Origin of the sequence: Brevundimonas vesicularis, from assembly GCF_044807075.1 — a bacterium.
Lineage (GTDB): Bacteria > Pseudomonadota > Alphaproteobacteria > Caulobacterales > Caulobacteraceae > Brevundimonas > Brevundimonas vesicularis_G.
Window position 1 is genome coordinate 1,994,290 of the sequence record NZ_CP085234.1, and the last position, 20,208, is coordinate 2,014,497.

18 protein-coding genes, 1 tRNA gene and 1 pseudogene are annotated in these 20,208 nt (G+C 64.8%); 13 read left to right on the plus strand and 7 right to left on the minus strand.

Features of this window, described 5'->3' with window-relative positions; all coding sequences use genetic code 11:
• Positions 1–22 precede the first annotated feature (22 nt).
• Positions 23–1,546, plus strand: a complete 1,524-nt coding sequence (locus LG306_RS09940; RefSeq protein WP_404414089.1) for a carboxylesterase/lipase family protein — start codon at positions 23–25, stop codon at positions 1,544–1,546.
• Positions 1,547–1,555: 9 nt separating this feature from the next.
• On the opposite strand, the gene gor is transcribed toward LG306_RS09940, so the two are convergent.
• A complete protein-coding gene (gene gor, locus LG306_RS09945; protein ID WP_404414091.1) occupies positions 1,556–2,950 on the minus strand; it encodes a glutathione-disulfide reductase in 1,395 nt (464 codons plus the stop codon).
• Positions 2,951–3,157: 207 nt separating this feature from the next.
• Here gor and LG306_RS09950 point away from each other — a divergent pair, with 207 nt between their 5' ends.
• Positions 3,158–4,540, plus strand: a complete 1,383-nt coding sequence (locus LG306_RS09950; protein ID WP_404414093.1) for a hypothetical protein — start codon at positions 3,158–3,160, stop codon at positions 4,538–4,540.
• Between the two features lie 49 nt (positions 4,541–4,589).
• Here LG306_RS09950 and LG306_RS09955 read toward each other — a convergent pair.
• Positions 4,590–4,665: transfer RNA gene (locus tag LG306_RS09955), tRNA-Lys, on the minus strand.
• Between the two features lie 157 nt (positions 4,666–4,822).
• On the opposite strand from LG306_RS09955, the gene LG306_RS09960 reads away from it, so the two are divergent.
• The gene (locus LG306_RS09960; RefSeq protein WP_404414095.1) at positions 4,823–6,235 is read left to right on the plus strand and encodes an amino acid permease; all 1,413 of its coding nucleotides are present in this window, start codon (positions 4,823–4,825) and stop codon (positions 6,233–6,235) included.
• Positions 6,235–6,588, plus strand: coding sequence for an Hpt domain-containing protein (locus LG306_RS09965; protein WP_404414097.1), 354 nt, complete (start codon positions 6,235–6,237; stop codon positions 6,586–6,588). The genes LG306_RS09960 and LG306_RS09965 overlap by 1 nt, the downstream gene beginning before the upstream one ends.
• Positions 6,589–6,603: 15 nt before the next feature.
• Here the strand turns inward: LG306_RS09965 and LG306_RS09970 are convergent, their stop codons facing one another.
• Together LG306_RS09970 and LG306_RS09975 are read right to left on the minus strand one after the other, a co-directional pair.
• Positions 6,604–6,936 carry a chorismate mutase gene (locus tag LG306_RS09970; RefSeq protein ID WP_055809054.1) on the minus strand — a complete coding sequence of 111 codons (333 nt, stop codon included), beginning with the start codon at positions 6,934–6,936 and terminating at the stop codon, positions 6,604–6,606.
• 41 nt (positions 6,937–6,977) lie between these two features.
• Positions 6,978–7,793: a ferredoxin--NADP reductase gene (locus LG306_RS09975; RefSeq protein ID WP_055809056.1), complete on the minus strand. Its 816-nt coding sequence runs from the start codon at positions 7,791–7,793 to the stop codon at positions 6,978–6,980.
• A 109-nt stretch (positions 7,794–7,902) separates the two neighbouring features.
• Here LG306_RS09975 and LG306_RS09980 point away from each other — a divergent pair, with 109 nt between their 5' ends.
• The 6 genes and pseudogenes from LG306_RS09980 (at position 7,903) to egtB (ending at position 15,900) form a co-directional block, all read left to right on the plus strand.
• Complete coding sequence (locus LG306_RS09980; RefSeq protein ID WP_404414100.1) at positions 7,903–10,152, plus strand: DPP IV N-terminal domain-containing protein; 2,250 nt, start codon at positions 7,903–7,905, stop codon at positions 10,150–10,152.
• Positions 10,086–11,579: pseudogene (locus LG306_RS09985) on the plus strand (amidase). The gene LG306_RS09980 and the pseudogene LG306_RS09985 overlap by 67 nt, the downstream one beginning before the upstream one ends.
• Positions 11,580–11,651: 72 nt before the next feature.
• Positions 11,652–11,930, plus strand: coding sequence for a SemiSWEET family sugar transporter (locus LG306_RS09990; RefSeq protein WP_404414102.1), 279 nt, complete (start codon positions 11,652–11,654; stop codon positions 11,928–11,930).
• A gap of 86 nt (positions 11,931–12,016) precedes the next feature.
• Positions 12,017–12,322: an SCP2 sterol-binding domain-containing protein gene (locus tag LG306_RS09995; RefSeq protein WP_039243606.1), complete on the plus strand. Its 306-nt coding sequence runs from the start codon at positions 12,017–12,019 to the stop codon at positions 12,320–12,322.
• 104 nt (positions 12,323–12,426) lie between these two features.
• A complete protein-coding gene (locus LG306_RS10000) occupies positions 12,427–13,638 on the plus strand; it encodes an acyl-CoA dehydrogenase family protein (RefSeq protein WP_404414104.1) in 1,212 nt (403 codons plus the stop codon).
• A gap of 102 nt (positions 13,639–13,740) precedes the next feature.
• Complete coding sequence (gene egtB / locus LG306_RS10005) at positions 13,741–15,900, plus strand: ergothioneine biosynthesis protein EgtB (protein ID WP_404419697.1); 2,160 nt, start codon at positions 13,741–13,743, stop codon at positions 15,898–15,900.
• A gap of 83 nt (positions 15,901–15,983) precedes the next feature.
• Here the strand turns inward: egtB and LG306_RS10010 are convergent, their stop codons facing one another.
• Positions 15,984–16,205, minus strand: coding sequence for a general stress protein (locus tag LG306_RS10010; protein ID WP_404414106.1), 222 nt, complete (start codon positions 16,203–16,205; stop codon positions 15,984–15,986).
• A gap of 116 nt (positions 16,206–16,321) precedes the next feature.
• Positions 16,322–16,483 carry a hypothetical protein gene (locus LG306_RS10015; RefSeq protein ID WP_404414108.1) on the minus strand — a complete coding sequence of 54 codons (162 nt, stop codon included), beginning with the start codon at positions 16,481–16,483 and terminating at the stop codon, positions 16,322–16,324.
• Positions 16,484–16,586: 103 nt separating this feature from the next.
• Between LG306_RS10015 and LG306_RS10020 the strand changes: the two genes are divergently transcribed.
• Positions 16,587–16,880 (plus strand): hypothetical protein, encoded by a 294-nt coding sequence (locus LG306_RS10020; RefSeq protein ID WP_404414110.1) that lies wholly within the window; start codon positions 16,587–16,589, stop codon positions 16,878–16,880.
• An 18-nt stretch (positions 16,881–16,898) separates the two neighbouring features.
• On the opposite strand, the gene LG306_RS10025 is transcribed toward LG306_RS10020, so the two are convergent.
• On the minus strand, positions 16,899–17,600 hold the full coding sequence (locus LG306_RS10025) for an MBL fold metallo-hydrolase (protein WP_404414112.1): 702 nt from the start codon (positions 17,598–17,600) through the stop codon (positions 16,899–16,901).
• Between the two features lie 191 nt (positions 17,601–17,791).
• Between LG306_RS10025 and tig the strand changes: the two genes are divergently transcribed.
• Both tig and LG306_RS10035 read left to right on the plus strand, forming a co-directional pair.
• A complete protein-coding gene (gene tig / locus LG306_RS10030) occupies positions 17,792–19,135 on the plus strand; it encodes a trigger factor (protein WP_404414114.1) in 1,344 nt (447 codons plus the stop codon).
• Positions 19,136–19,250: 115 nt separating this feature from the next.
• On the plus strand, positions 19,251–20,183 hold the full coding sequence (locus LG306_RS10035) for a hypothetical protein (protein WP_404414116.1): 933 nt from the start codon (positions 19,251–19,253) through the stop codon (positions 20,181–20,183).
• Positions 20,184–20,208: the final 25 nt, after the last annotated feature.

Consider the following 20,208-nt stretch of genomic DNA (forward strand, 5'->3'; position numbering starts at 1 on the left):
CGTATTTTGCTAATCAGCGCGCATGACAATCGCCGGCGTTTTCGCCACCCTCTCGCTCATGATGGCGCCCGTAGCCGACCAGCAGCCCACCGTCCGCATTCCGCAGGGCGTCCTGACCGGACGCGCCGATGCCGATGTGGCTGCGTTCAAAAACATTCCTTATGCGGCGCCGCCGACGGCCGAGCGGCGATGGCGGCCGCCCGGGCCCGCGCCGACCTGGCAGGGCCAGCGCGACGCCTCGGCCTATGGTCCGCTGTGCATCCAGGCGCCCCCGAACGGCGACCCCGGCGTCGGTCCCTTGCCGATGAGCGAGGATTGTCTGAATTTGAACGTCTGGCGGCCCGTCAGCGCAGCTCAGCCCGCGCCGGTCATGGTCTGGATTCACGGCGGCGGGCTGGTGAACGGGTCGGGAACCGCGCCGTTGTATGATGGAACGAACCTGGCCAAGCGCGGCATGGTCGTGGTGACGCTGAACTATCGACTGGGGCGGCTGGGCTTCTTCGATCATCCGGCGCTGGCGGCCGAGCGGCCGGCGGGCGAGGCGGCGGGGAATTACGGCCTTATGGACGTGACGGCGGCGCTGAAATGGGTGCGCGCCAATATCGCGGCCTTTGGCGGCGACCCCGAGAACGTGACCATCTTCGGCGAATCGGCGGGCGGGGCGATCGTCACGCGGCTGATGATCTCGCCGCCGGCGCGCGGTCTGTTCGACCGGGCGATCGTTCAGTCCGGCCTGGGCCGGGAGTTGCAGACGCCGCTGGACCGCAAGAGCGCCTATGGCGCGCCTTCAGCGCGGGAGCGGGGCGAGGTGTGGGCCTATGGCGCGGGACTGCGGACGGCGGCGGATTTGCGCGCGGCGCCGGCCGATCTGTTCCTGACGCCTCCGCCGGTCTTCGCCAACGGCGACCTGACGCTGATCGACGGGCGTATCGTGCCGTCCACGGTCGAGGCGGCCTTCAAGGCGGGGCGGCAGGCCCCGGTGCCCTTCATCATCGGCAGCAACAGCGCCGAATTCTGGTGGATGCGGCCCACGGATCGCAACGGCTATGGTCAGATCGACGACGACATGACCTGGCTTGAGCGCGCCGACGCCGTTCAAGTATATGGCGGGCTGGAGGCGTTCGACAAGCTGGCGATCACGGATCTGGTGTTTTCGGAGCCGGCCCGGATGCTGGCGCGGCTGCATGCCAAGGCGGGCCATCCGGCGTGGCTCTATCGGTTCGATATCTCGTCGCCGCAGAACCCAGAGCCGCATGGCGGCGCGACCCATGCGATTGAGCGGCCTTATGTGTTTGGCACGTTGAACACTCTGCCGTATCCGGTCGAGGATCGGGACCGAAAGGCGTCGGAGGCGATGATGGGCTACTGGACCGCCTTCGCGCGCTCGGGCGATCCCAACGGCGTCGGGCGGCCGCGCTGGCCCACGGCGACGCTGAGAGACACCCGGCTGATGAACTTTGGCAATCCGGGACCGACCGTGACGCCCGTGCCGTTCAGCGCCCGGCTGGACCTGCTTGAACGATTCCGCGAGCGGCCCCGGCCCTAGGAGCACGCGTCAGCCGGCGGAGGTCGCGCCCGACTGCTTCTCCTTCAGCGTGACCAACTCTTCCGCCATGGTCGGGTGAACGGCGCAGGTGGCGTCCCACTGCGCCTTGGTCAGGCCGGCCTTCACGGCGATGGCGGCCAGCTGGATCATCTCGGGGCTGTCGGGGCCGACGATGTGAACGCCGACCACGCGCTGGCTGTCGGCATCGACCACCAGTTTCATCAGCACCCGCTCATCCGAGCCGGTGAAGGCGTATTTCATAGGCCGGAAACGGGTGACGTAGACATCGACGCCGTTCGAGCAGGAGCGGCGGGCCTCGGCCTCGCTGAGGCCCACGACCCCGACCGGCGGCTGACTGAAGACGGCGGTGGCCACGGCCTCGTAATCGAAATGCTGGGGATTGTCGCGATAGACGGTCTGATGGAACGCGACGGCCTCGCGAATGGCGACGGGCGTCAGGTTCATCCGGTCGGTGACGTCGCCGATGGCCCAGATGTTGTCGGCGGTCGTCCTGGAATGGGGATCGACCTTGATGGCGCCCGCGTCGTTCAGTTCGACGCCTGCGTTCTTCAGCCCCAAATCCTTGACGTAAGGGATGCGGCCTGTGGCGAACATGACCACGTCCGTCTCCAGCTTCATGCCGTTTTCGAGATGGTTGACCAGGCCGGTCTCGGTCTTTTCGATCTTCTCGTGCTGGCAGCCCAGAATGACCTTGATGCCGCGCTTTTCGATCTCTCCGGCTAAGTGCGCGCGCACATCGTCGTCGAAGCCGCGCAGGATGTTGGGGCCGCGGTAGATCAGGGTCGTCTCGACGCCCAGCCCCGCGAAGATGCCGGCAAACTCCACCGCAATATAGCCGCCGCCTGCGATCAGGATGCGCTTGGGCAGTTCCGGAAGATGGAAGGCTTCTTCGGACGTGATGGCGTGCTCGATCCCCGGCAGTTCGTCCGGCTTCCAGGGGCGGCCGCCTGTCGCGATCAGGATCTTTTCGGCGGTGATGGTGCGGTCCTTGCCCCCAGAAGACTTGGCGATCTCGACCGTATGGGCGTCTTTCAGGACCGCCCGCCCGTGGACCAGTTCGACCCCGGCCTTGCCCAGATTGGCGGCGTAGATGCCGGACAGGCGCGCGATCTCGACGTCCTTGGCTTCAAGGAAGGTGGGCCAGTCGAACCTGGCGTTGTCGAACGACCAGCCGTAGCCCTCGGCGATCTCGAGCGCGTGGCTGACCTCGGAGGCCATGACCATGAACTTCTTGGGCACGCAGCCGCGGATCACGCAGGTGCCGCCGACCCGATATTCCTCGGCGACCGCGACCTTCTTGCCGTCCAGCGCCGTCAGCCGCGCCGCCCGCACCCCGCCCGAACCGGCGCCGATGACGAAGAGGTCGTAGTCGTAATCGGCCATAGGTCGGATTCCGTGCAGCAGAAGGCATCGGCATTTAAGCCGCGCCGCGCAAAATCCAATAGGCTTGCCACGGTCAGTCGTCTTGGCTGAACCCGCCGCACATCACACGCCAACCGCGCTGTGACGGAGGCTGGATCATAATGACGCCGCTATGAGGTCCGACTTAAGGGGCGGGGCCGAGTGGATGGTGATGAGATGGCGAGATTTTTGGCGATCCTGACCGCGTGCCTCGCTGTGAGTTGCGGATCAGGACGCGCAAGCCCGACCACACCAACCCAAGCGTCTGACTATCTGACGCAGATGATTTGCATCGACCGCAACGACAAGCCCTTGCCAGCAGACCCCGTGGCCTGTCCCGCCTCCAGAAGGAAACTTCGCATTGGAGAAGCCTTGCCCTACCACAAGGTGGATTTCACCAGAGGGCAAATCAGCGACTCATATCCAATCTCAGGCGCCGATGGCATCTCTCGCGCCGTCCAGACTTATTTCTATGTCTCGGACCTGACGACCAACCCCTTGTTCCCGGACATGGTCCACTTCAATCCCGAAAACGGCGGCTACAACATCCTGGGTGCGGACGAGGCCAACGTCTATTTTCGTGGCACCTTCGATCAAGGCGGCGGATGGCAACCGTGGTGGACTGCAGATTGTCGCGCGGCAGGCTGGCTGCTTTTCCCAGCAGGCCAGAAAGCTTTCACGCCGGGCGCCAAACCCTCACCAACCCAGAATGCGGCGAACTGTCGTGGGCGGATCGACGCTGTGGCGTCCACCGTGGAGTGGTTTCACGCGCCGCAGCAACGCTACGAGACCGGCAAGGTGCTCGACACGCTGAGAGTCGCGCATTTCGCGCCGGGTTATGCGTCCGCGGAGTTCAACTATTTTACGCGAGAATATGGCGTAACCCGATGGGAGGCATGGCGTCAGGGAACCGGCGAAACGTCCGAGGTCGTGCGTCTTCAGTGCCCCAATGGGCCGCATGATCTTACATTGCACGGTAAGCCATTCTACATGGCTGACTGCCACGACTGGTCTGTGGTTATGCCTCTCGCAAAGCCATGGGATCCAGACGGTCGATCCCCCATCGATCCGCGCGCGCCGATCTGGCCTGTCGACCCCCTCTATACGTCTTCCAACCGCCTGCAGGACGGATATCTGTCATCTCAAGCGGATGGCGCTTGTAATATTTTGGCATGGAGGATGTCGCCGAACCTGCGTTTGCGTTGGCTGGACAAGGCCCCTTGGTCAGGCAATGGCAATTGCACTGCGGTCATCAGCGCGATGTCAGGGGCCGGTTCGGAATCGCTCAGCCAGATCATAACGCCCCGCCCCGATGACATGCGCTTGTCCTACGGCTCTATGCTTTGGACGACGGGCGGCGTTGCTCGTGTGGCGATCAAGCTTACTGAACTGGACCCAGGAGGCCGTGCAATCGCGTCTTCGATCAGCCAGGTCGCTGCAACCGAGCGTCCTCAGATGTTCACTGGTCAGCTGCAGTTGTCGGGCCGAGCCAGCGCTCTGCGCTACGAGATCGTGCCGCTAACCGCGCGCATCGGTGTCGCCGTCACCGGCTCTTACGTCGCTGGCGGATAGGCCCACGATGTTCAAAATCGTATGGCCATTCTGACGTAGGTGGCGACGATGGTGGGTGATCACAGGTTCGAACTGTGGACCCGCTGATTAAGAGTCAGCTGCTCTACCGACTGAGCTAATCACCCACACCGATCGTCGTGTCTTCGGCGGGGCCAACGCCATCGCCGAAGGGCGCTCCTACTACCCAGCGGTTCGGGGGTTGGCAAGCGCTTTCGCAAACTTTCTGCGGCGGAGTATGGTCCGCGTGGAATCAGCCGCAGCAAGCGGCGGGGAGTGAACAGCATGGCCTTCTGGAACCGGCGTCGATCGATCGACGCCATGATGGCGCCGCACGACGGACCGCGGCTGAAGCCGACGTTGAGCTGGCCGCACCTGCTGGCCTTGGGCGTGGGGGCCATCGTCGGCACCGGCATTTTGACACTGATCGGGGTAGGGGCGGGGTTGGCGGGCCCGGCCGTGTTGATCAGCTTCGGCCTTGCGGGACTGGTCTGCGCCTGCGCGGCCTTGGCCTATGCCGAGCTGTCGACCATGATGCCGACGGCGGGCAGCGCCTACACCTATTCCTATGCGGTGCTGGGGGAGATGATCGCCTGGGTCGTGGGGTGGAGCCTGATCTTGGAATATTCGCTGGTCGTAAGCGCCGTGGCGGTGGGCTGGTCCGGCTATGCGGTCGGTTTCTTGAGCGGACTGGGGATCGATCTGCCCACGGCGCTGGTCGCCGGGCCGCATGCGGGGGGCATCATCAACCTGCCGGCCGTGGCCATCATTGGGGTGGTGACGGGCCTGCTGCTCTTGGGCACCAAGGAAAGCGCGACGCTGAACGCGGTGCTGGTCCTGATCAAGATCGCGGCGCTGGTGGTCTTCGTCGCCATCGCCCTGCCTGCGTTCAAGCCCGAGCATTTCACGCCCTTCATGCCCAACGGCTTTGGCGCGCCCTTCGTCCAGACCGGGGTGATGGCCGCGGCGGCGATCATCTTCTTCGCCTTCTATGGTTTCGACGCGATCTCGACGGCGGCGGAGGAAACCAAGAAGCCCGAGCGAGACCTGGCCATCGGCATCGTCGGCTCGATGCTGATCTGCACGGCGCTGTATCTGGTGGTCGCGGCCGCAGCCATCGGCGCGCGGCCGGTCGCGACCTTCGCCAGCAGCCCCGAGCCGCTGGCCCTGATTCTGCGTCAGATGGGGCAGGGGACGGCGGCTCAGTGGATTGCGGCGGCGGCGGTGATCGCGCTTCCGACCGTGCTGCTGGCCTTCCTGTTCGGCCAGAGCCGCATCTTCCTAGGCATGGCGCGCGATGGCCTGTTGCCGCGCCGCCTGGCCAAGGTGTCGAGTCGCGGCGTGCCGGCGGTGGTCACGGTGTTCACCGCCATCGTCGTGGCGATCTTGGCGGGGCTGTTGCCGCTGGACGAGCTGGCGTCGCTGGCCAACGCCGGGACGCTGGCGGCCTTCTGCTCTGTCGGGGTTTGCCTGATCGTGCTGCGCATCCGCGAGCCGGGTCGCAAGCGGGTGTTCAAGGCGCCGCTATGGCCGGTCGTTGGAGCGGTCAGCGTGATCGGCTGCCTGGTCTTCTTCCTGAGCCTGAAGCCGGTGACGCAGATCGGCTTCGTGGTCTGGAACGTGGTCGGCGTGGCGATCTATCTGCTGTGGTCCTCGCGGAATTCCCGCCTTGCCAAGGGCGAGGAGACGGCGGCCTGATGGCGTTGCGCGATCTCACGGGCGCCGTCGATTTCGCCGTGCTGGAAGGCATGACGGGGGGGGACGACGCCATCAACGAGGAAGTCTTGGGCCTGTTCGTCAATCAGGCCGGCCTGTGGTCCGTCATGCTGGATCCCAAGGTCGAGGGCTGGCGCGACGGGGTCCATACGATCCGAGGCGCGGCGGCGGGCATCGGCGCCCGAGACCTGGCGGCGATCTGTGCCGAGGCGGAAGCGGTGGATCAGAAGCTGGCCGCGCCGGCAGTCGAGCGGGTGCGCGATGCGCTGGAGGCGGCCTTGGCCGATGTCGCGGCCTATCGGCACGAAATCATGCTGAGAGGTCTCAAGACCTAGTTGGGCCTGTTGTGTTCAGCTGCGCGTGCGGTCGTAGGTGGCGAACTCGTGGGCGATGCAGCGGTCGATGAGCAGACGCCAGACCGGTTCGGCGATGTCCGGCGACAGGTTGTGCGCTTCCGCTGAGACCAGCACCTTGGCCACCACGTCGTCGATGCGGGCCTGGTCGAAGACGGCGTCGCGGTCGGGCTTTATGCGGGCGGCGGCGTCCATGTAGCGCTGACGTTCGGCCAGCAGGGCGACCAGGGCGCGGTCCAGGGCGTCGACGCCTTGGCGGACCTCGGCCATCGACTGGCATTCGGCGGGATCGACGCGCGCATCGACGGCGACTAGGGCAGGCTTTGACATGGGCGTCGGGTTAGCGGGTCAGGCGGCCCAAGCCAAGGCCGTCAACCAACGAAGGCCCGCTCCAGCACGTAGTCCGCCGGTTCGGCGTTGGAGCCTTCCTTCAGGCCATAGGTCTCCAGCAGTTCGCCGGCTTCCTTGATCATGGCCATGGAGCCGCACAGCATGGCGCGGTCGCGGGCGGGGTCGAAGCCCTCGGGCAGGCCCAGGTCCCGGAAGAAGTCGCCGGACTTGATGCGGTCGGTAATCCGGCCCGGCGTCTCGAACGCTTCGCGGGTGACCGTCGGATAGTAGGTCAGCTGGGCCTTGGCCTCGTCGCCGATCAGAGGATCGTCGTGGATCTCGCGGGTGAAGAAGTCGCGGTAGGCCAGGTCGGCGACGCTGCGGACGGTGTGGATCACATAGACATGGCCGAAGCGGGAATAGGTTTCTGGGTCGCGCGCGACGCTGAGCCAGGGAGCAAGACCCGTGCCGGTGCCGATCAGAAACAGGCGTTCGCCGCCAGTCAGGGCGTCCAGAACCAGGGTGCCGGTCGGCTTCTTGCCCATCAGGACGGTGTCGCCGGGCTGGATCTTCTGCAGGCGCGAGGTCAGGGGGCCGTCGGCGACCTTGATCGAGAAAAACTCCAGCTCTTCGGCCCAGCAAGGGCTGGCGATGGAATAGGCGCGCAGGACAGGCTTTCCGCCGTCTTCGCCCGGCAGGCCGATCATCACGAACTCGCCCGAGCGGAAGCGGAAATCCTCGGGCCGCTTGACGCCGAAGCTGAACAGGCTGTCGGTCCAGTGGCGCACCCACAGAACCTCCAGCTCGTTAAACGGACTGGCTTTCACGGGGGCGGGGGAGAGGGCGGCGTCTGTCATCGTGCCGTCTCTCTAATCTGAGAACCCCTCGCAGGGAAGGACAAGCCTTTCACACGGCGACGACATTTCCTCGTGACGGCTTGCAGAAGCGCGGCTAGCGTCCCGACCCATGCGCACCCTTCTTCTCGCCTCGACCATCCTCCTGTCCGCCAGTTCGGCGCTTGCGCAGGAGACGCCCTCCAACATCCTGACGCCCGAGCGGGTGTTTTCCAGCCCCAGCCTGAACGGGCCGGTGGCCAAGGGGGTCAGCCTGTCGCCTGACGGCCAGTTGGTCGCCTTCCTGCGCTCGCGCGAGGACAATGTGGATGTGCAGGACCTGTGGGCCGCGCCGACGGGGCCGGGCGAGCCCTACAAGCTGATCGACGCACGGGCGCTGGTTCCCGACGCCGGCGAACTGTCGGAGGCCGAGAAAGCCCGGCGCGAGCGGATGCGGATCAGCGCGCGCGGCGTGGTCGAATATTCGTGGGACCAGCAGGGCCGCTACATCCTGGCGCCGCTGGAAGGCGACATCTTCCTGGCGAACCGGGCGGACGGCAAGGTGCGCCGCCTGACCGAGACGCCGGCTGACGAGATCGACGCCAAGGTGTCGCCGAAGGGCAGCTATGTCTCCTATGTCCGCGATCAGAATCTGGTCGTCTATGATTTGGCGAGCGGCAAGGAGACGCCGATCACCGATGACGGCGCGGGCTTGATCACCTGGGCCACGGCCGAGTTCATCGCCCAGGAGGAGATGGATCGTGACACCGGATACTGGTGGAGTTCCGACGAGCGCTACATCGCCATGACGCGTGTGGACGAAAGCCCGGTCGATATCGTGCCGCGCTTCGAGATTACCGGCGGCGGCGCGACGATGGTGGAGCAGCGCTATCCTCGCGCGGGGCGGCCCAATGCGGTGGTCGAACTGTATGTGCGCGACCTGCAGGGCGGGGGACGGGTCAAGGTGGACCTGGGGTCCAACACCGACATCTATCTGGCGCGGGTGAACTGGTCCGGCGACGGCAAGACCCTTTATGTCCAGCGGCAGTCGCGCGACCAGAAGACTTTGGACCTGCTGAGCGTCGATCCGACGACCGGCGCATCACGGGTGATCCTGAGCCAGAAGGCGCAGGCCTGGGTCGATCTGAACGACGATTTCCGCGTCCTGTCGGACGGCCGATTCATCTGGTCCAATGAGGATTCGGGCTGGCGACACCTGTATCTGTACGACCGCAACGGGCGACGGCTGCGGGCCATAACGCGCGGCGACTATCCGGTCAAACATCTGGACGGCGTCAACGAACAGACCGGCGATGTCTACTTCACCGCCTCGATGCGCGACGGCAAGGAGCTGCCGATCGAGCAGCAGATGTTCCGCGCCAATCTGAACCGCACGGTCGATCCGGTCGCGGTGACGCCGGGTGGCGGCTGGTGGACGGTATCGGTGAACGGGCCGGCGACCGCCTATGTTGGCAACTATTCCGATCCGGCGACCCCGACGCAGTCGGCGCTTTATCGCATCGACGGCACGCGCGTGCGCTGGATCGAAGAGAACAAGCTCGACGCCAGCCATCCGTTCGCCCCCTACGTCTCGCGCCTGCGCACGCCCGAGTTCGGCACGATGCAGAGCCACGGCCAGATTTTGGTCTGGCGCATGACCACGCCCCCCGACTTCGATCCGTCCAAGAAGTATCCGGTCGTGATGCAGGTCTATGGCGGCCCCGGCACCGGGGCAGGCGTGCAGAAGAGCTGGCAGCCGCTGACCAACCAACTGCTGACCGAGGCGGGCTACATCGTCTTCCGCGTGGACAATCGCGGCGAAGGCGACCGGTCGCAGGCGTTCGAGACCAGCATCTATCGCCGTCTGGGCATTCCGGCCGTCGAGGATCAGGCCCAGGCCGCGCAATGGCTGAAGACCCTGCCTTACGTCGATGCCGACCATATCGCGGTTATGGGCTGGAGCTTCGGGGGCTTCCTCAGCCTGCTGACCCTTACGGACAAGGACGCCGGCCTGGCCTCGGCCCTGGCGGGCGCGGCGCCGACGGAATGGAGCCTGTACGACACCCACTATACCGAACGGTATATGTCCACGCCCCAGGCCAATCCGGTGGGCTATGCCGCCACCGACGTCCTGCCGCGGCTGGATGACATGACGGGGCGTCTGCTGCTGCTGCACGGCATGGCCGACGACAACGTCATCTTCGGCAATGCGACGCGCGTTATCGACGCCTTGCAGGCCAAGAGCGTGCCGTTCGAGATGATGCTCTATCCCGGCCAGCGGCACGGCGTCCGCGGCGAGCCGAGGCAACTGCAACAATGGCGCACCTATCTCGACTTCCTGGACCGCACGATCGGCAAGCGGGCCGAACCCAAGGCCGACTGAGTCTGGCGGCTGCGGTCGCGCTGGCCCTTGCGGGCTGTGCGACCGGGCAGGGCGCTTATCCAACTGCATCCGCCGTGGTCGCGGCGGGGCGGGCCAATGACAGCGCCCATTCGGTGCTGGTCTGGACCGCGACATCACCCAGCCGGGGCGTGTCGGCGATTTCCGGCATGCCGATCCTGCTGAAGGACAATATCGAGACGGCGGACATGCCGACCACCGCCGGATCGTTGGCGCTGGCGAACAATGCAAAGGGACGGGACGCGCCGCTGGTCGGGCGACTGCGCGCCGCCGGGGCCGTGATCGTCGGCAAGACCAACCTGTCGGAGTGGGCCAATATCCGCTCGTCGGATTCGATCAGCGGCTGGAGCGCCGTCGGCGGCCAGACGCTGAACCCCTATGATCCCGCGCGCACGCCTTGTGGATCGTCGTCCGGCAGCGGGGCGGCGGTGGCGCTGGGGCTGACGCCCGTCGCCATTGGAACGGAGACGGACGGGTCGATCACCTGCCCGGCGTCGGTCAACGGCGTGGTCGGGTTCAAACCGACCGTGGGCCTGGTCTCGCGCACCCACATCGTGCCGATCAGCCATTCGCAGGACACCGCCGGGCCGATGGCGACGACCGTCAGGGATGCGGCCAGGGTGCTGACGGTCATCGCCGGGTCCGATCCGGCCGATCCGGCGACGGTCGAGGCCGATGCGCGCAAGGTCGACTACGCCGCCGGGCTGGGCGTCAATGCGCTGCGCGGCGCGCGGATCGGGGTGATGCGGTTCCTGAAAGGCTATTCGCCCGAAGCCCAGGCGGTGTTCGAGCAGAACCTGAAGGCCTTGCGCGATGCCGGCGCCGTGCTGGTCGATTTGCCTGAGGGACCGGATGGCCGGGTCATAGGCGCGGCCGAGTTCAAGGTGCTGCTCTATGAGCTGAAGCACGATCTGAACACCTATCTGGCCTCGACCGACCCGCAGCAGGTCCGCACCCGCAACCTGGCCGACGTCATCGCCTTCAACGCCGCCGATCCGCGCGAGACGGTGCTGTTCGGTCAAGACATCTTCGAGCGCGCCCAGGCGATGGGCGATTTGACCGACGCCGACTATCTGTAGGCGCGCGCAAACTCGCTCAGACTGGCGGGGCCGGAGGGCATCGATCGACTGATGGGTGAGAATGGCGTCATCGCCCTGATCGCGCCCACCACGTCGCGCGCCTGGACCAACGATCCCAAGGACGACGACGACATGCAGGGATCGGCCAGCCAGCTGGCCGCCGTCGCCGGCTATCCGCACCTGACCGTGCCGATGGGCTTCGATCGGGGAATGCCGGTGGGAATCAGCTTCCTCGGCGGGAAGTGGGACGATGCGCGCATCCTTTCGCTGGGTTACGCCTTCGAACAGGTGACCCAGGCCAGACGGCCGCCGCCTGGCGTCCGACGCTGACATCCTTTGGGGCGGCCGCTGAGAGTTCGGCATGTGCAGATTTAGCCTCAACGTCATGTCGACGATCGCGGCATGAGCGACCTGATCGCCAATATCGTCGGCTCAGCGGCTGCGATCTGCTCGATCACCAGCTTCGCGCCTCAGGCGGTCAAGATCTGGAAGGAGCGCGACGCGTCGTCGGTCAGCTTGAAGACCTACTCCCTGACGGTGACCTGTTTTGTGCTGTGGGTCGTCTATGGCGTCATGACGCAGGCCTGGCCTGTCACGGCCGCCAACGCCTGCGCGCTGGTGATGGCGTCGGGGGTGCTGGTGATGAAATGGCGGTTCCGCGACGGCGATCCGGAGAAGTGATCAGACCTTTCCCCGACGTGATCTTGGCGCCCCCGCCGATGCGGGCTAACCCGTAGTTCACAACGTCCAACAGGGAGACGCCCCCAATGCCCGATCTCGCACAAGTCACCGAACACATCCGCGGCGCCGTCGGCGACAACTCCGGCCTCGGCAAGACCGTCAAGCTCGACCTCGGCGACGAGGGCAAGATCTTCATCGACGGCGCCTCGACGCCGAACACGGTGACGAACGAGGACAAGCCCGCCGACGCCACCGTCTCGATGAAGTGGGATGACTTCATGGCCCTCTCGGAAGGCAAGCTGGACCCGATGATGGCCTTCATGCAGGGCAAGCTGAAGATCGCCGGCGACATGATGATCGCCCAGAAACTGGCTCCGCTGCTGAAGCGCTGATGCCGGTCTAAACGACCAGTATGGCGGCGCGGCTCCTGATCAGGGGCCGCGCCGTTTTCGTATCGAGCGTCCGGCAGAGACGCGAACGGGAAAGAGGAAACGACATGGACTTCAAACATTCCGACCGCGCCCTGGATTGGCACGCCCGCGTCCGTCGCTTCCTGGACGAGCAGGTCATCCCGCGCGAAGCCGAATATTTCGCACAGGTGCGCGAGGATTCGAACCGTCAGCCGCCGGTCATGGAGACGGTGAAGGCGGCCGCGAAGGAAGCCGGACTGTGGAACATGTTCCTACCCGGCGAACACGGGGCGGGTTTGACGAATCTGGAATACGCGCCGCTGGCCGAGATGATGGGGCGGCATCTGTGGTCGGCCGAGGTGTTCAACTGCAACGCCCCCGACACCGGCAATATGGAGGTGCTCCATATGTACGGAAACGCCGAGCAGCAGGCGCGCTGGCTGAAGCCCCTGATGGCCGGCGAAATCCGTTCGGCCTTCCTGATGACCGAGCCTGAGGTCGCCTCGTCCGACGCCACCAACATCCAGACCCGGATCGAGCGGGACGGCGACCACTATGTCATCAATGGGCGCAAATGGTGGTCGACCAATATGGGCCATCCGAATCTGGCCGTGACCATCGTCATGGGCAAGACCGACCCCGACGCCGCATCCCACGCCCAGCAGTCGCAGATCATCGTGCCGGCCGACACGCCGGGATTCCGCGTCGAGCGGATGCTGTCGGTGTTCGGCTATGACGAAAAGCCGATCGGCCACGCCGAGGTCGTGCTGGAGAACGTCCGCGTGCCGGTCGAGAACCTGATCGCGGGCGAGGGCAGGGGCTTCGAGATCGCCCAAGGGCGGCTTGGCCCCGGTCGTATTCACCACTGCATGCGCACCATAGGTGCGGCCGAGCGGGCGCTGGAACTGATGGTGACGCGGCTGCTGAACCGGACGGCGTTCAAGAAGCAGTTGGCGGAGCATTCCGTATGGGAACAGCGCGTCGCGGAGGCGCGCACCAACATCGAGATGTGCCGCCTGCTGGTGCTGAAGGCCGCCTGGATGATGGATCAGGCGGGCGCCAAGAACGCCCGCTCCGAAATCGCCCAGATCAAGGTCGCCGCGCCGAAGATGGCTTTGCAGATCATCGACGACGCCATTCAGGCGTTCGGCGGCGCCGGCGTCTCGGGCGACACGCCCTTGGCGGAGCTTTACGCGGGCGTCCGCACCTTGCGCATCGCCGACGGCCCTGACGAGGTCCATAATCGCACCATCGCGCGGTTGGAATACGCCAAACATGGCGGTCGCCCGATGCGCTAATGTGCGGTTTCGCACGCCAAGTGCTTGGGAACCTTGGCCTTGTTGGCGCGTTTGTTCGGCACTGACAAGGCGCTGGGGCTGGTGTCGGACGGGACAGCTGACATGAATGCGCGCTCCGAGCCCAACCCGCGGGTTGCGTCAGACGTGGCGCGGTTCAAGGCCGTTCGGGCGCGGATGACCGATCTGGCTGAAGGTCTCTCTGCCGAGGATCTGTCGGCTCAGTCGATGGCGGATTGCGGCCCCGGGAAATGGCATCTGGCGCACACCAGCTGGTTTTTCGAGGCGATGATCCTGTCGTCCGATCCCGGATACCAGCCCGTCGATCCGCGTTTTCAGCAGCTGTTCAACTCCTACTATGAGGCTTTGGGCGAGCGGGTCAGGCGGGACCAGCGCGGGCTGATGACCCGGCCGTCCGTCGATGAGGTCCTGGCCTATCGGCGAGAGATCGACCGCCGCATGGTCGCTTGGCTGGCGCAGGGCGAGACCAGCGGCCATCAACGCTATCTGTTCGAGCTGGGGCTGCACCACGACCAGCAGCATCAGGAGCTTTTCCTGATGGATATGCTGAACCTGATGTCGCGCTCTCCGCTCGACCCCGCCGCTTATGAGATTGAACCCAGAATCGAGCCGCTTCAGATCAGACGCGGCGGAACGGTGGCGTTCGACGGCGGTCTGGTGACGATCGGCCACGACCGATCGGGCTTCGCTTTCGACAATGAGGGGCCTGCTCACCGCGTCTGGCTGGAGCCGTTCGCTCTGGCGGCCGATCTTGTAACGAACGGCGACTGGATCGCCTTCATCCAGGATGGCGGCTATTCGCGTTCCGACCTGTGGCTGTCGGACGGCTGGGCGACGGTCAAGGCTGAGGGCTGGACTGCGCCGCTGTACTGGCGTCGGGAGGATGGCGACTGGACCGTGATGGGCCTGACGGGGCGGACCTCTGTCGATCCTGCCGCGCCGGTTCGCCACATCAGCTTTTACGAGGCCGACGCCTACGCCCGGTGGGCCGGCAAGCGGCTGCCGTCCGAGGCGGAATGGGAACATGCCGCCGCCTCCTGCCCTGATGCGTTCACGAACCTGGCTGGCGAAGCGTGGCAGTGGACCTCCAGCTCATATGCGCCCTATCCCGGCTTCCAGCCGACGCCGGGCACCGCCGCCGAATACAACGGCAAGTTCATGGCCAATCAGATGGTGCTGCGGGGCGGGTCGTTCGCCACGCCTCCGGGCCATGACCGCATCACCTATCGCAACTTCTTCTATCCCCAACAGAGGTGGGCCTTCATGGGTTTGAGACTGGCTGAAGACCGGACCGTGGCGCGAGACGCCGCAGCGGACGACGCCCAAACCGCCGCCTTTCGAAAGGATATGATCGAAGGGCTGTCGCGTGCGCAAAAGGCCGTGCCGCCGAAGTGGTTCTATGACGCGGACGGGTCACGTCTGTTCGAAGACATCACCGTGCTGCCTGAATACTATCCGACCCGGCAGGAAATGGCGCTGTTGCGCGATCGGGCGGCGGCGCTGACGGCCGACTTCGGTCCCGACGCCGTGCTGGTCGAGTTCGGATCCGGCGCCAGTGAAAAGACGCGGGTTCTGTTGGACGCCGCCGCCGATCTCGGCGCCTATGTCCCGCTCGATATCAGCGAGAGCGCCTTGACGGACGCCGCCATTCGCGTCCGCGCTGATTATCCGAAGCTGCGCGTGCAGCCTGTGCTGGGCGACTTCGAGCATTTGGCGCCGCTGCCTGGCGACCTTCCGTCGGGGCGACGGATCGGCTTCTTCCCCGGCTCGACCATCGGCAACCTGCAACCGGATGAGGCCGAGCAATTCTTGGCGGCGGCGCGTCGGATGCTGGGCGAGGGTGCGTTGTTCATTCTGGGCGTCGATCTGGTCAAAGACCCTGCGATCCTGGTCGCCGCCTATGACGACAGCCAGGGCGTGACGGCGGCCTTCAATCGCAATGTTCTGATCCGCGCCAATCACGAGTTGGATGCCGATTTCGACTTGGACGCCTTTGTTCACCGCGCCGTTTGGAATCCGGACGCCTCGCGCATGGAAATGCATCTGCAAGCGATTGCGCCGACCACTGCGCACATCGGAGAGCGGACATTCCGCTTCATGACCGGCGAGACGATCCACACCGAAAGCTCGCGCAAGTTCACGCCTAAATCGATCCAAGCCATGGCGGCCGCCTCCGGCTGGACGGTCGTCCGCATCGATACCTCTCCGGCGCCCAGCGTGGCCTTGGCGGTCCTGCGCGCCTGACCCGAATGCGCGGCTGATCGCGGACAAGAAAAAGGGCGGCTCATCGATCGATGCGCCGCCCTTTATGTATCTAGTCTACTAAATTACTGCTCTTTGGCAGCATCGGTATCTTTCTTGGTTCCGTGCGACGCTTCTCCACCCTTGCGGCCGGCCTGTGCGGCGAGGCTGCGATCTTGGGAGAAGCTGCGTTTCTCACTGGGGACGCTGGCGCCCCCTTTGCGCGCGATTTCGCGCTGACGTTCGGGATCCATGGAGGCGAAACCTCGCTTGGAAACGCCGGAGGGTCGGGTGGGTTGGCTGTCCATCGTGTTCCTTTCAGTGCTGCCGTTGCGCTTGCTGAAGTGAACCCAGTGACTCCGTGACGGTTCCGTCGGGAACTCCGTTTTACTGTCGCGATCCTCAAGGGCTCGCGGGTTTGACTTTACGCAGACCCGTAAGGCCGCGAATCACCTTCACCGCCGCCATCCGGTTCCATCGGCGGAACTTCATCGGGGGTGTCTGACGGCTGTATCTCCGGCTGCTGCGCCGGCTCAGGCTGGATCTCGGGTTGCGGCGTGGTGGGGGTGGGTTCGATATAGGTCATGGGCGGCTCCTTGTGCGATCAACCAACGCACCCTGATCGCCCGCGTTCAAAAAGGAACCATGGGTCGCAACGCCGGTTTGTTCAGCGAACCATGGAGATCGACATGACCAACACCCCGATAAGCGCGACATCACCCGACGACATCGTCCTGGAAGACGATGATCTGACCCAACGTCTGGACCGGCAGGCCGACGCAATTCTTGCCCAAGGCGAGGGCCGCAGCTTTGGCAAGACCACGTCGATCCGTCAGGCCGTCAGAGAAGATGCGGGCCTCGTGCGTGAGAAGATTTCCGGGCGAGTGCATCGTGTGCAAGAAGACATTCAGGACAATCCGATGAAGGCCACGCTCTACGCACTGGGCATCGGCGTCATCATCGGCATGATCCTGCGCCGATAAGTCACGCGGTCAGCAGGCTCAGGCAGGCCCCGACGGCTCACGCTGGATCGGGGCCTGTCGCATTGCGGCGTCAGACACGAACGGATTGGTCCGTCGCTCTTCACCAAAGGTGGAGATCGGCCCGTGGCCCGGCACAAAGGTGACGTCGTCGCCCAGCGGCCAGAGCTTTTCGATCACCGAGCGGATCAGTGCGGGCGGATCGCTCATCGGGAAGTCGGTGCGACCGACCGAACCCTTGAACAGAACGTCGCCGACCTGAGCGAATCGCGCCGCGCGATTGAAGAAGATGACGTGCCCGGGCGTATGGCCGGGGCAGTGACGCACCTCCCAGATCGTTTCCCCCAACGATACCGTGTCGCCATCCTCCAGCCAGCGGTCGGGCGTGAAGGGGCGAGAGTCGGGCAGGCCGTACATCCGGCCGCTCTCCACGATTCGGTCGATCCAGAACTGGTCGGCCTTCTGAGGGCCGGTGATCTGGGCGCCGGTCTTTTCCTGCATTTCTGCTGCGCCGCCCGCGTGATCTAGATGGCCGTGGGTGATCCAGATCTGATCCAGCGTCAGGCCGCGCCGCGTGACCTCGCCCAGGACTGCATCGACCGAACCGCCAGGATCGATCACGGCGGCCTTGTTGGTGGCGGTGCACCAGACGGTCGTGCAGTTCTGTTGAAGCGGGGTGACGGGCGTGACGAAGACGCCGATGGGGGAGGCGGGTTGGCTCATTTGGTCAACATAGCCACGCAAAGGCCGCGAAACCACCGGCTCTGACTACGCCCGCGTTGACCTTTCGGGCCCTTCTCGACATAAGGGCGGGCTTCGAGGCGCCGCTCCACACGGGGCGGCCTTCTTGCTTTATCCATTCCGCGCCGGCCGTCTCGATGGCTCATGCGCCCCAGAGCGTCAGAATCCCGACCATGCAAGTCGTCGAAAAGTCGAACGAAGGCCTCAGCCGCGTGATCGCGGTCACCATTCCCGTCGCGGAGCTGAACGAAAAGCTCGAAGCCCGCGTCAAGGAAGTCGCCCCGCAGGTGAAGCTGAAGGGCTTCCGTCCGGGCAAGGTGCCGGTCGCCCACGTCAAGAAGACCTTCGGCCGTGAGTTCATGGGCGAGATCATCAACGCCGAGCTGAACGAAACCAGCCAGAAGGCGCTCGACGAAGCCAAGATCCGCCCGGCCGCGCCGGCCGAGATGAAGCTGACCTCGGACATGGACAAGGTCATCGCCGGTCAGGAAGACCTGGCCTATGAAATGTCGCTGGAAATCATGCCGGACTTCGAGCCGGTCGATCCAAAGACCCTGAAGCTGGAGCGCCCGACCTACGAAGCGTCGGACGCCGACCTGGACGAGGCCCTGACGGAACTGGCCGGTCAGGCCAAGACCTACGAAGACAAGAAGGGCAAGACGGTCAAGGCCGCGGAAGGCGACCAGCTGACGATCGACTTCCTGGGCAAGCTGGACGGCGAACCCTTCGAAGGCGGCGCCGCGGAGGACGCGGACCTGGTGATCGGCTCGGGCCGCTTCATCCCCGGCTTCGAAGAGCAGCTGACGGGCGCCAAGGTCGGCGAGGAGAAGACCATCGAGGTCACCTTCCCCGAGAACTATCAAGCCGCCCATCTGGCCGGCAAGAAGGCCACCTTCGACATCAAGGTGAAGGCCATCAAGGCGGAAGCCGAATCCAAGATCGACGACGATTTCGCCACCCGCATCGGTCTGGAATCGCTGGACAAGCTGAAGGAACTGCTGAAGTCCAACCTGGACCAGCAATACGCCGGCGCGGCCCGATTCAAGCTGAAGCGCGCCCTGCTGGACCAGCTGGACGAGGCCCATGACTTCCCGTTGCCGCCGAAGATGGTGGGCGCCGAGTTCGACGGAATCTGGCAGCAGGTCGAGGCCGACAAGACCGCTGGTCGTCTGCCGGAAGAAGACGCCGCCAAGTCGGACGAAGACCTGAAGGCCGAATACCGCAAGATCGCCGAACGCCGCGTGCGTCTGGGCCTGGTGCTGGCCGAGATCGGCCGCGCCAACAACGTCCAGGTCACCGATCAGGAGCTGAACGCCGCCATCCTGCAGGAAGCCCGCAACTATCCGGGCCAGGAACAGGCCGTCCTGAACTTCTACCGCCAGAACCCCAATGCCGCCGCCCAGATGCGCGCGCCCATCTACGAAGAAAAGGTCGTCGACCTGATCGTGGGCGTCGCCGACGTGACCGACAAGCCGATCACCAAGGAAGAGCTGCTGAAGGAAGACGAGGAAGACTGATCGGACTTGGGATCTTACGTAAGCGTAACTTCCCGAGCTTTTGAAATATGGATAAGAAAAGGGCCTGCATCGCAGGCCCTTTTTGCATTCTATGGTTGCTTGGAGTCTTTGTCGGATGAGTCTTTCTGCAACTCTGATCGCTGCCGCGCTGCTGATGGCCGAGCCTCAGACGGCGGCGCAGCCAGCTCAGCCTGCGCCCACGGAATTAGATGCGATTATCGTTGAAGGGCGCCGTATCGAAGAGGCCGCTCGGGCGTTTATCGAAGAGGTCGGAGAACCGCCGCGCGGAACGCGTCTGGCGCGTTGGAACCAGCCGGTGTGCATCAGCATGAGCAACATGCAGCCCCGGTTCGCTCAGTATGTGATCGACCGTATCGCCGCCAATGCGCTTGAGGCGGGGGCTGATGTGGGGGCGCCGGGATGCAAGCCGAACGTCATCATTCTCGCCACCAATGACGGTGCGGCGCTGGCACGTAAATTGGTCAGGGAAGTGGGGTTCGGCTTCAGGCCTGCGATCAACCACACCAATCTCAGCCGCGACGCACTTTCGGACTTCCAGAATTCCGACGCGCCGGTTCGCTGGTGGAATGTCGTCATGCCCGTGACGACCGACACGGGCGATCTTGCCATTAGCCTGCGTGGCGATGACCCTCGTCAGGTCACGGTGCGTGACGGTTCGCGCATACGTTCGAATGTCCGCTACGACATGGCGTGGACGATCGTCATTGTCGACATGGGTAAGACGGGCGGGGCGCCCTTCGGCGTGCTTGCCGATTATGTTTCGATGGTTTCCTTGGCACAGATCGATCCGGCTGCGGATTTGAGCGGCCAGTCCACCGTGTTGAACCTCTTCCGCTCACCGGCGAATGTCGATGGGCTGACTCTCTGGGACAAGGACTATCTCGCGGCGCTCTACTCGGCGCCGTCTGATCGCGCTGATTCTCATCGACAGGATGCCGCTGTTGCTCGGGCCTTTATCCAGCAACGGCGCGTGCGTGAGGGCTTGGAAGATGCCGCCGTGGACGGAGATCAGCCTGCGCCGCAGTAGGCCATATTGATCCGTGAGGCGGATG

What these genes read in the sequence shown, in the direction of transcription:
- LG306_RS09990 (WP_404414102.1), top strand. Translation starts at nt 11,652, where the DNA reads ATGAGCGACCTGATCGCCAATATCGTCGGCTCAGCGGCTGCGATCTGC.
- LG306_RS10025 (WP_404414112.1), bottom strand. Translation starts at nt 17,600, where the DNA reads ATGAGCCAACCCGCCTCCCCCATCGGCGTCTTCGTCACGCCCGTCACC.
- LG306_RS09965 (WP_404414097.1), top strand. Translation starts at nt 6,235, where the DNA reads ATGGCGTTGCGCGATCTCACGGGCGCCGTCGATTTCGCCGTGCTGGAA.
- LG306_RS10010 (WP_404414106.1), bottom strand. Translation starts at nt 16,205, where the DNA reads ATGGACAGCCAACCCACCCGACCCTCCGGCGTTTCCAAGCGAGGTTTC.
- LG306_RS09960 (WP_404414095.1), top strand. Translation starts at nt 4,823, where the DNA reads ATGGCCTTCTGGAACCGGCGTCGATCGATCGACGCCATGATGGCGCCG.
- tig (WP_404414114.1), top strand. Translation starts at nt 17,792, where the DNA reads ATGCAAGTCGTCGAAAAGTCGAACGAAGGCCTCAGCCGCGTGATCGCG.
- egtB (WP_404419697.1), top strand. Translation starts at nt 13,741, where the DNA reads ATGAATGCGCGCTCCGAGCCCAACCCGCGGGTTGCGTCAGACGTGGCG.
- LG306_RS10015 (WP_404414108.1), bottom strand. Translation starts at nt 16,483, where the DNA reads ATGACCTATATCGAACCCACCCCCACCACGCCGCAACCCGAGATCCAG.
- LG306_RS10035 (WP_404414116.1), top strand. Translation starts at nt 19,251, where the DNA reads ATGAGTCTTTCTGCAACTCTGATCGCTGCCGCGCTGCTGATGGCCGAG.
- LG306_RS09995 (WP_039243606.1), top strand. Translation starts at nt 12,017, where the DNA reads ATGCCCGATCTCGCACAAGTCACCGAACACATCCGCGGCGCCGTCGGC.
- LG306_RS09980 (WP_404414100.1), top strand. Translation starts at nt 7,903, where the DNA reads ATGCGCACCCTTCTTCTCGCCTCGACCATCCTCCTGTCCGCCAGTTCG.
- LG306_RS09970 (WP_055809054.1), bottom strand. Translation starts at nt 6,936, where the DNA reads ATGTCAAAGCCTGCCCTAGTCGCCGTCGATGCGCGCGTCGATCCCGCC.
- LG306_RS09975 (WP_055809056.1), bottom strand. Translation starts at nt 7,793, where the DNA reads ATGACAGACGCCGCCCTCTCCCCCGCCCCCGTGAAAGCCAGTCCGTTT.
- LG306_RS10020 (WP_404414110.1), top strand. Translation starts at nt 16,587, where the DNA reads ATGACCAACACCCCGATAAGCGCGACATCACCCGACGACATCGTCCTG.
- gor (WP_404414091.1), bottom strand. Translation starts at nt 2,950, where the DNA reads ATGGCCGATTACGACTACGACCTCTTCGTCATCGGCGCCGGTTCGGGC.
- LG306_RS10000 (WP_404414104.1), top strand. Translation starts at nt 12,427, where the DNA reads ATGGACTTCAAACATTCCGACCGCGCCCTGGATTGGCACGCCCGCGTC.
- LG306_RS09940 (WP_404414089.1), top strand. Translation starts at nt 23, where the DNA reads ATGACAATCGCCGGCGTTTTCGCCACCCTCTCGCTCATGATGGCGCCC.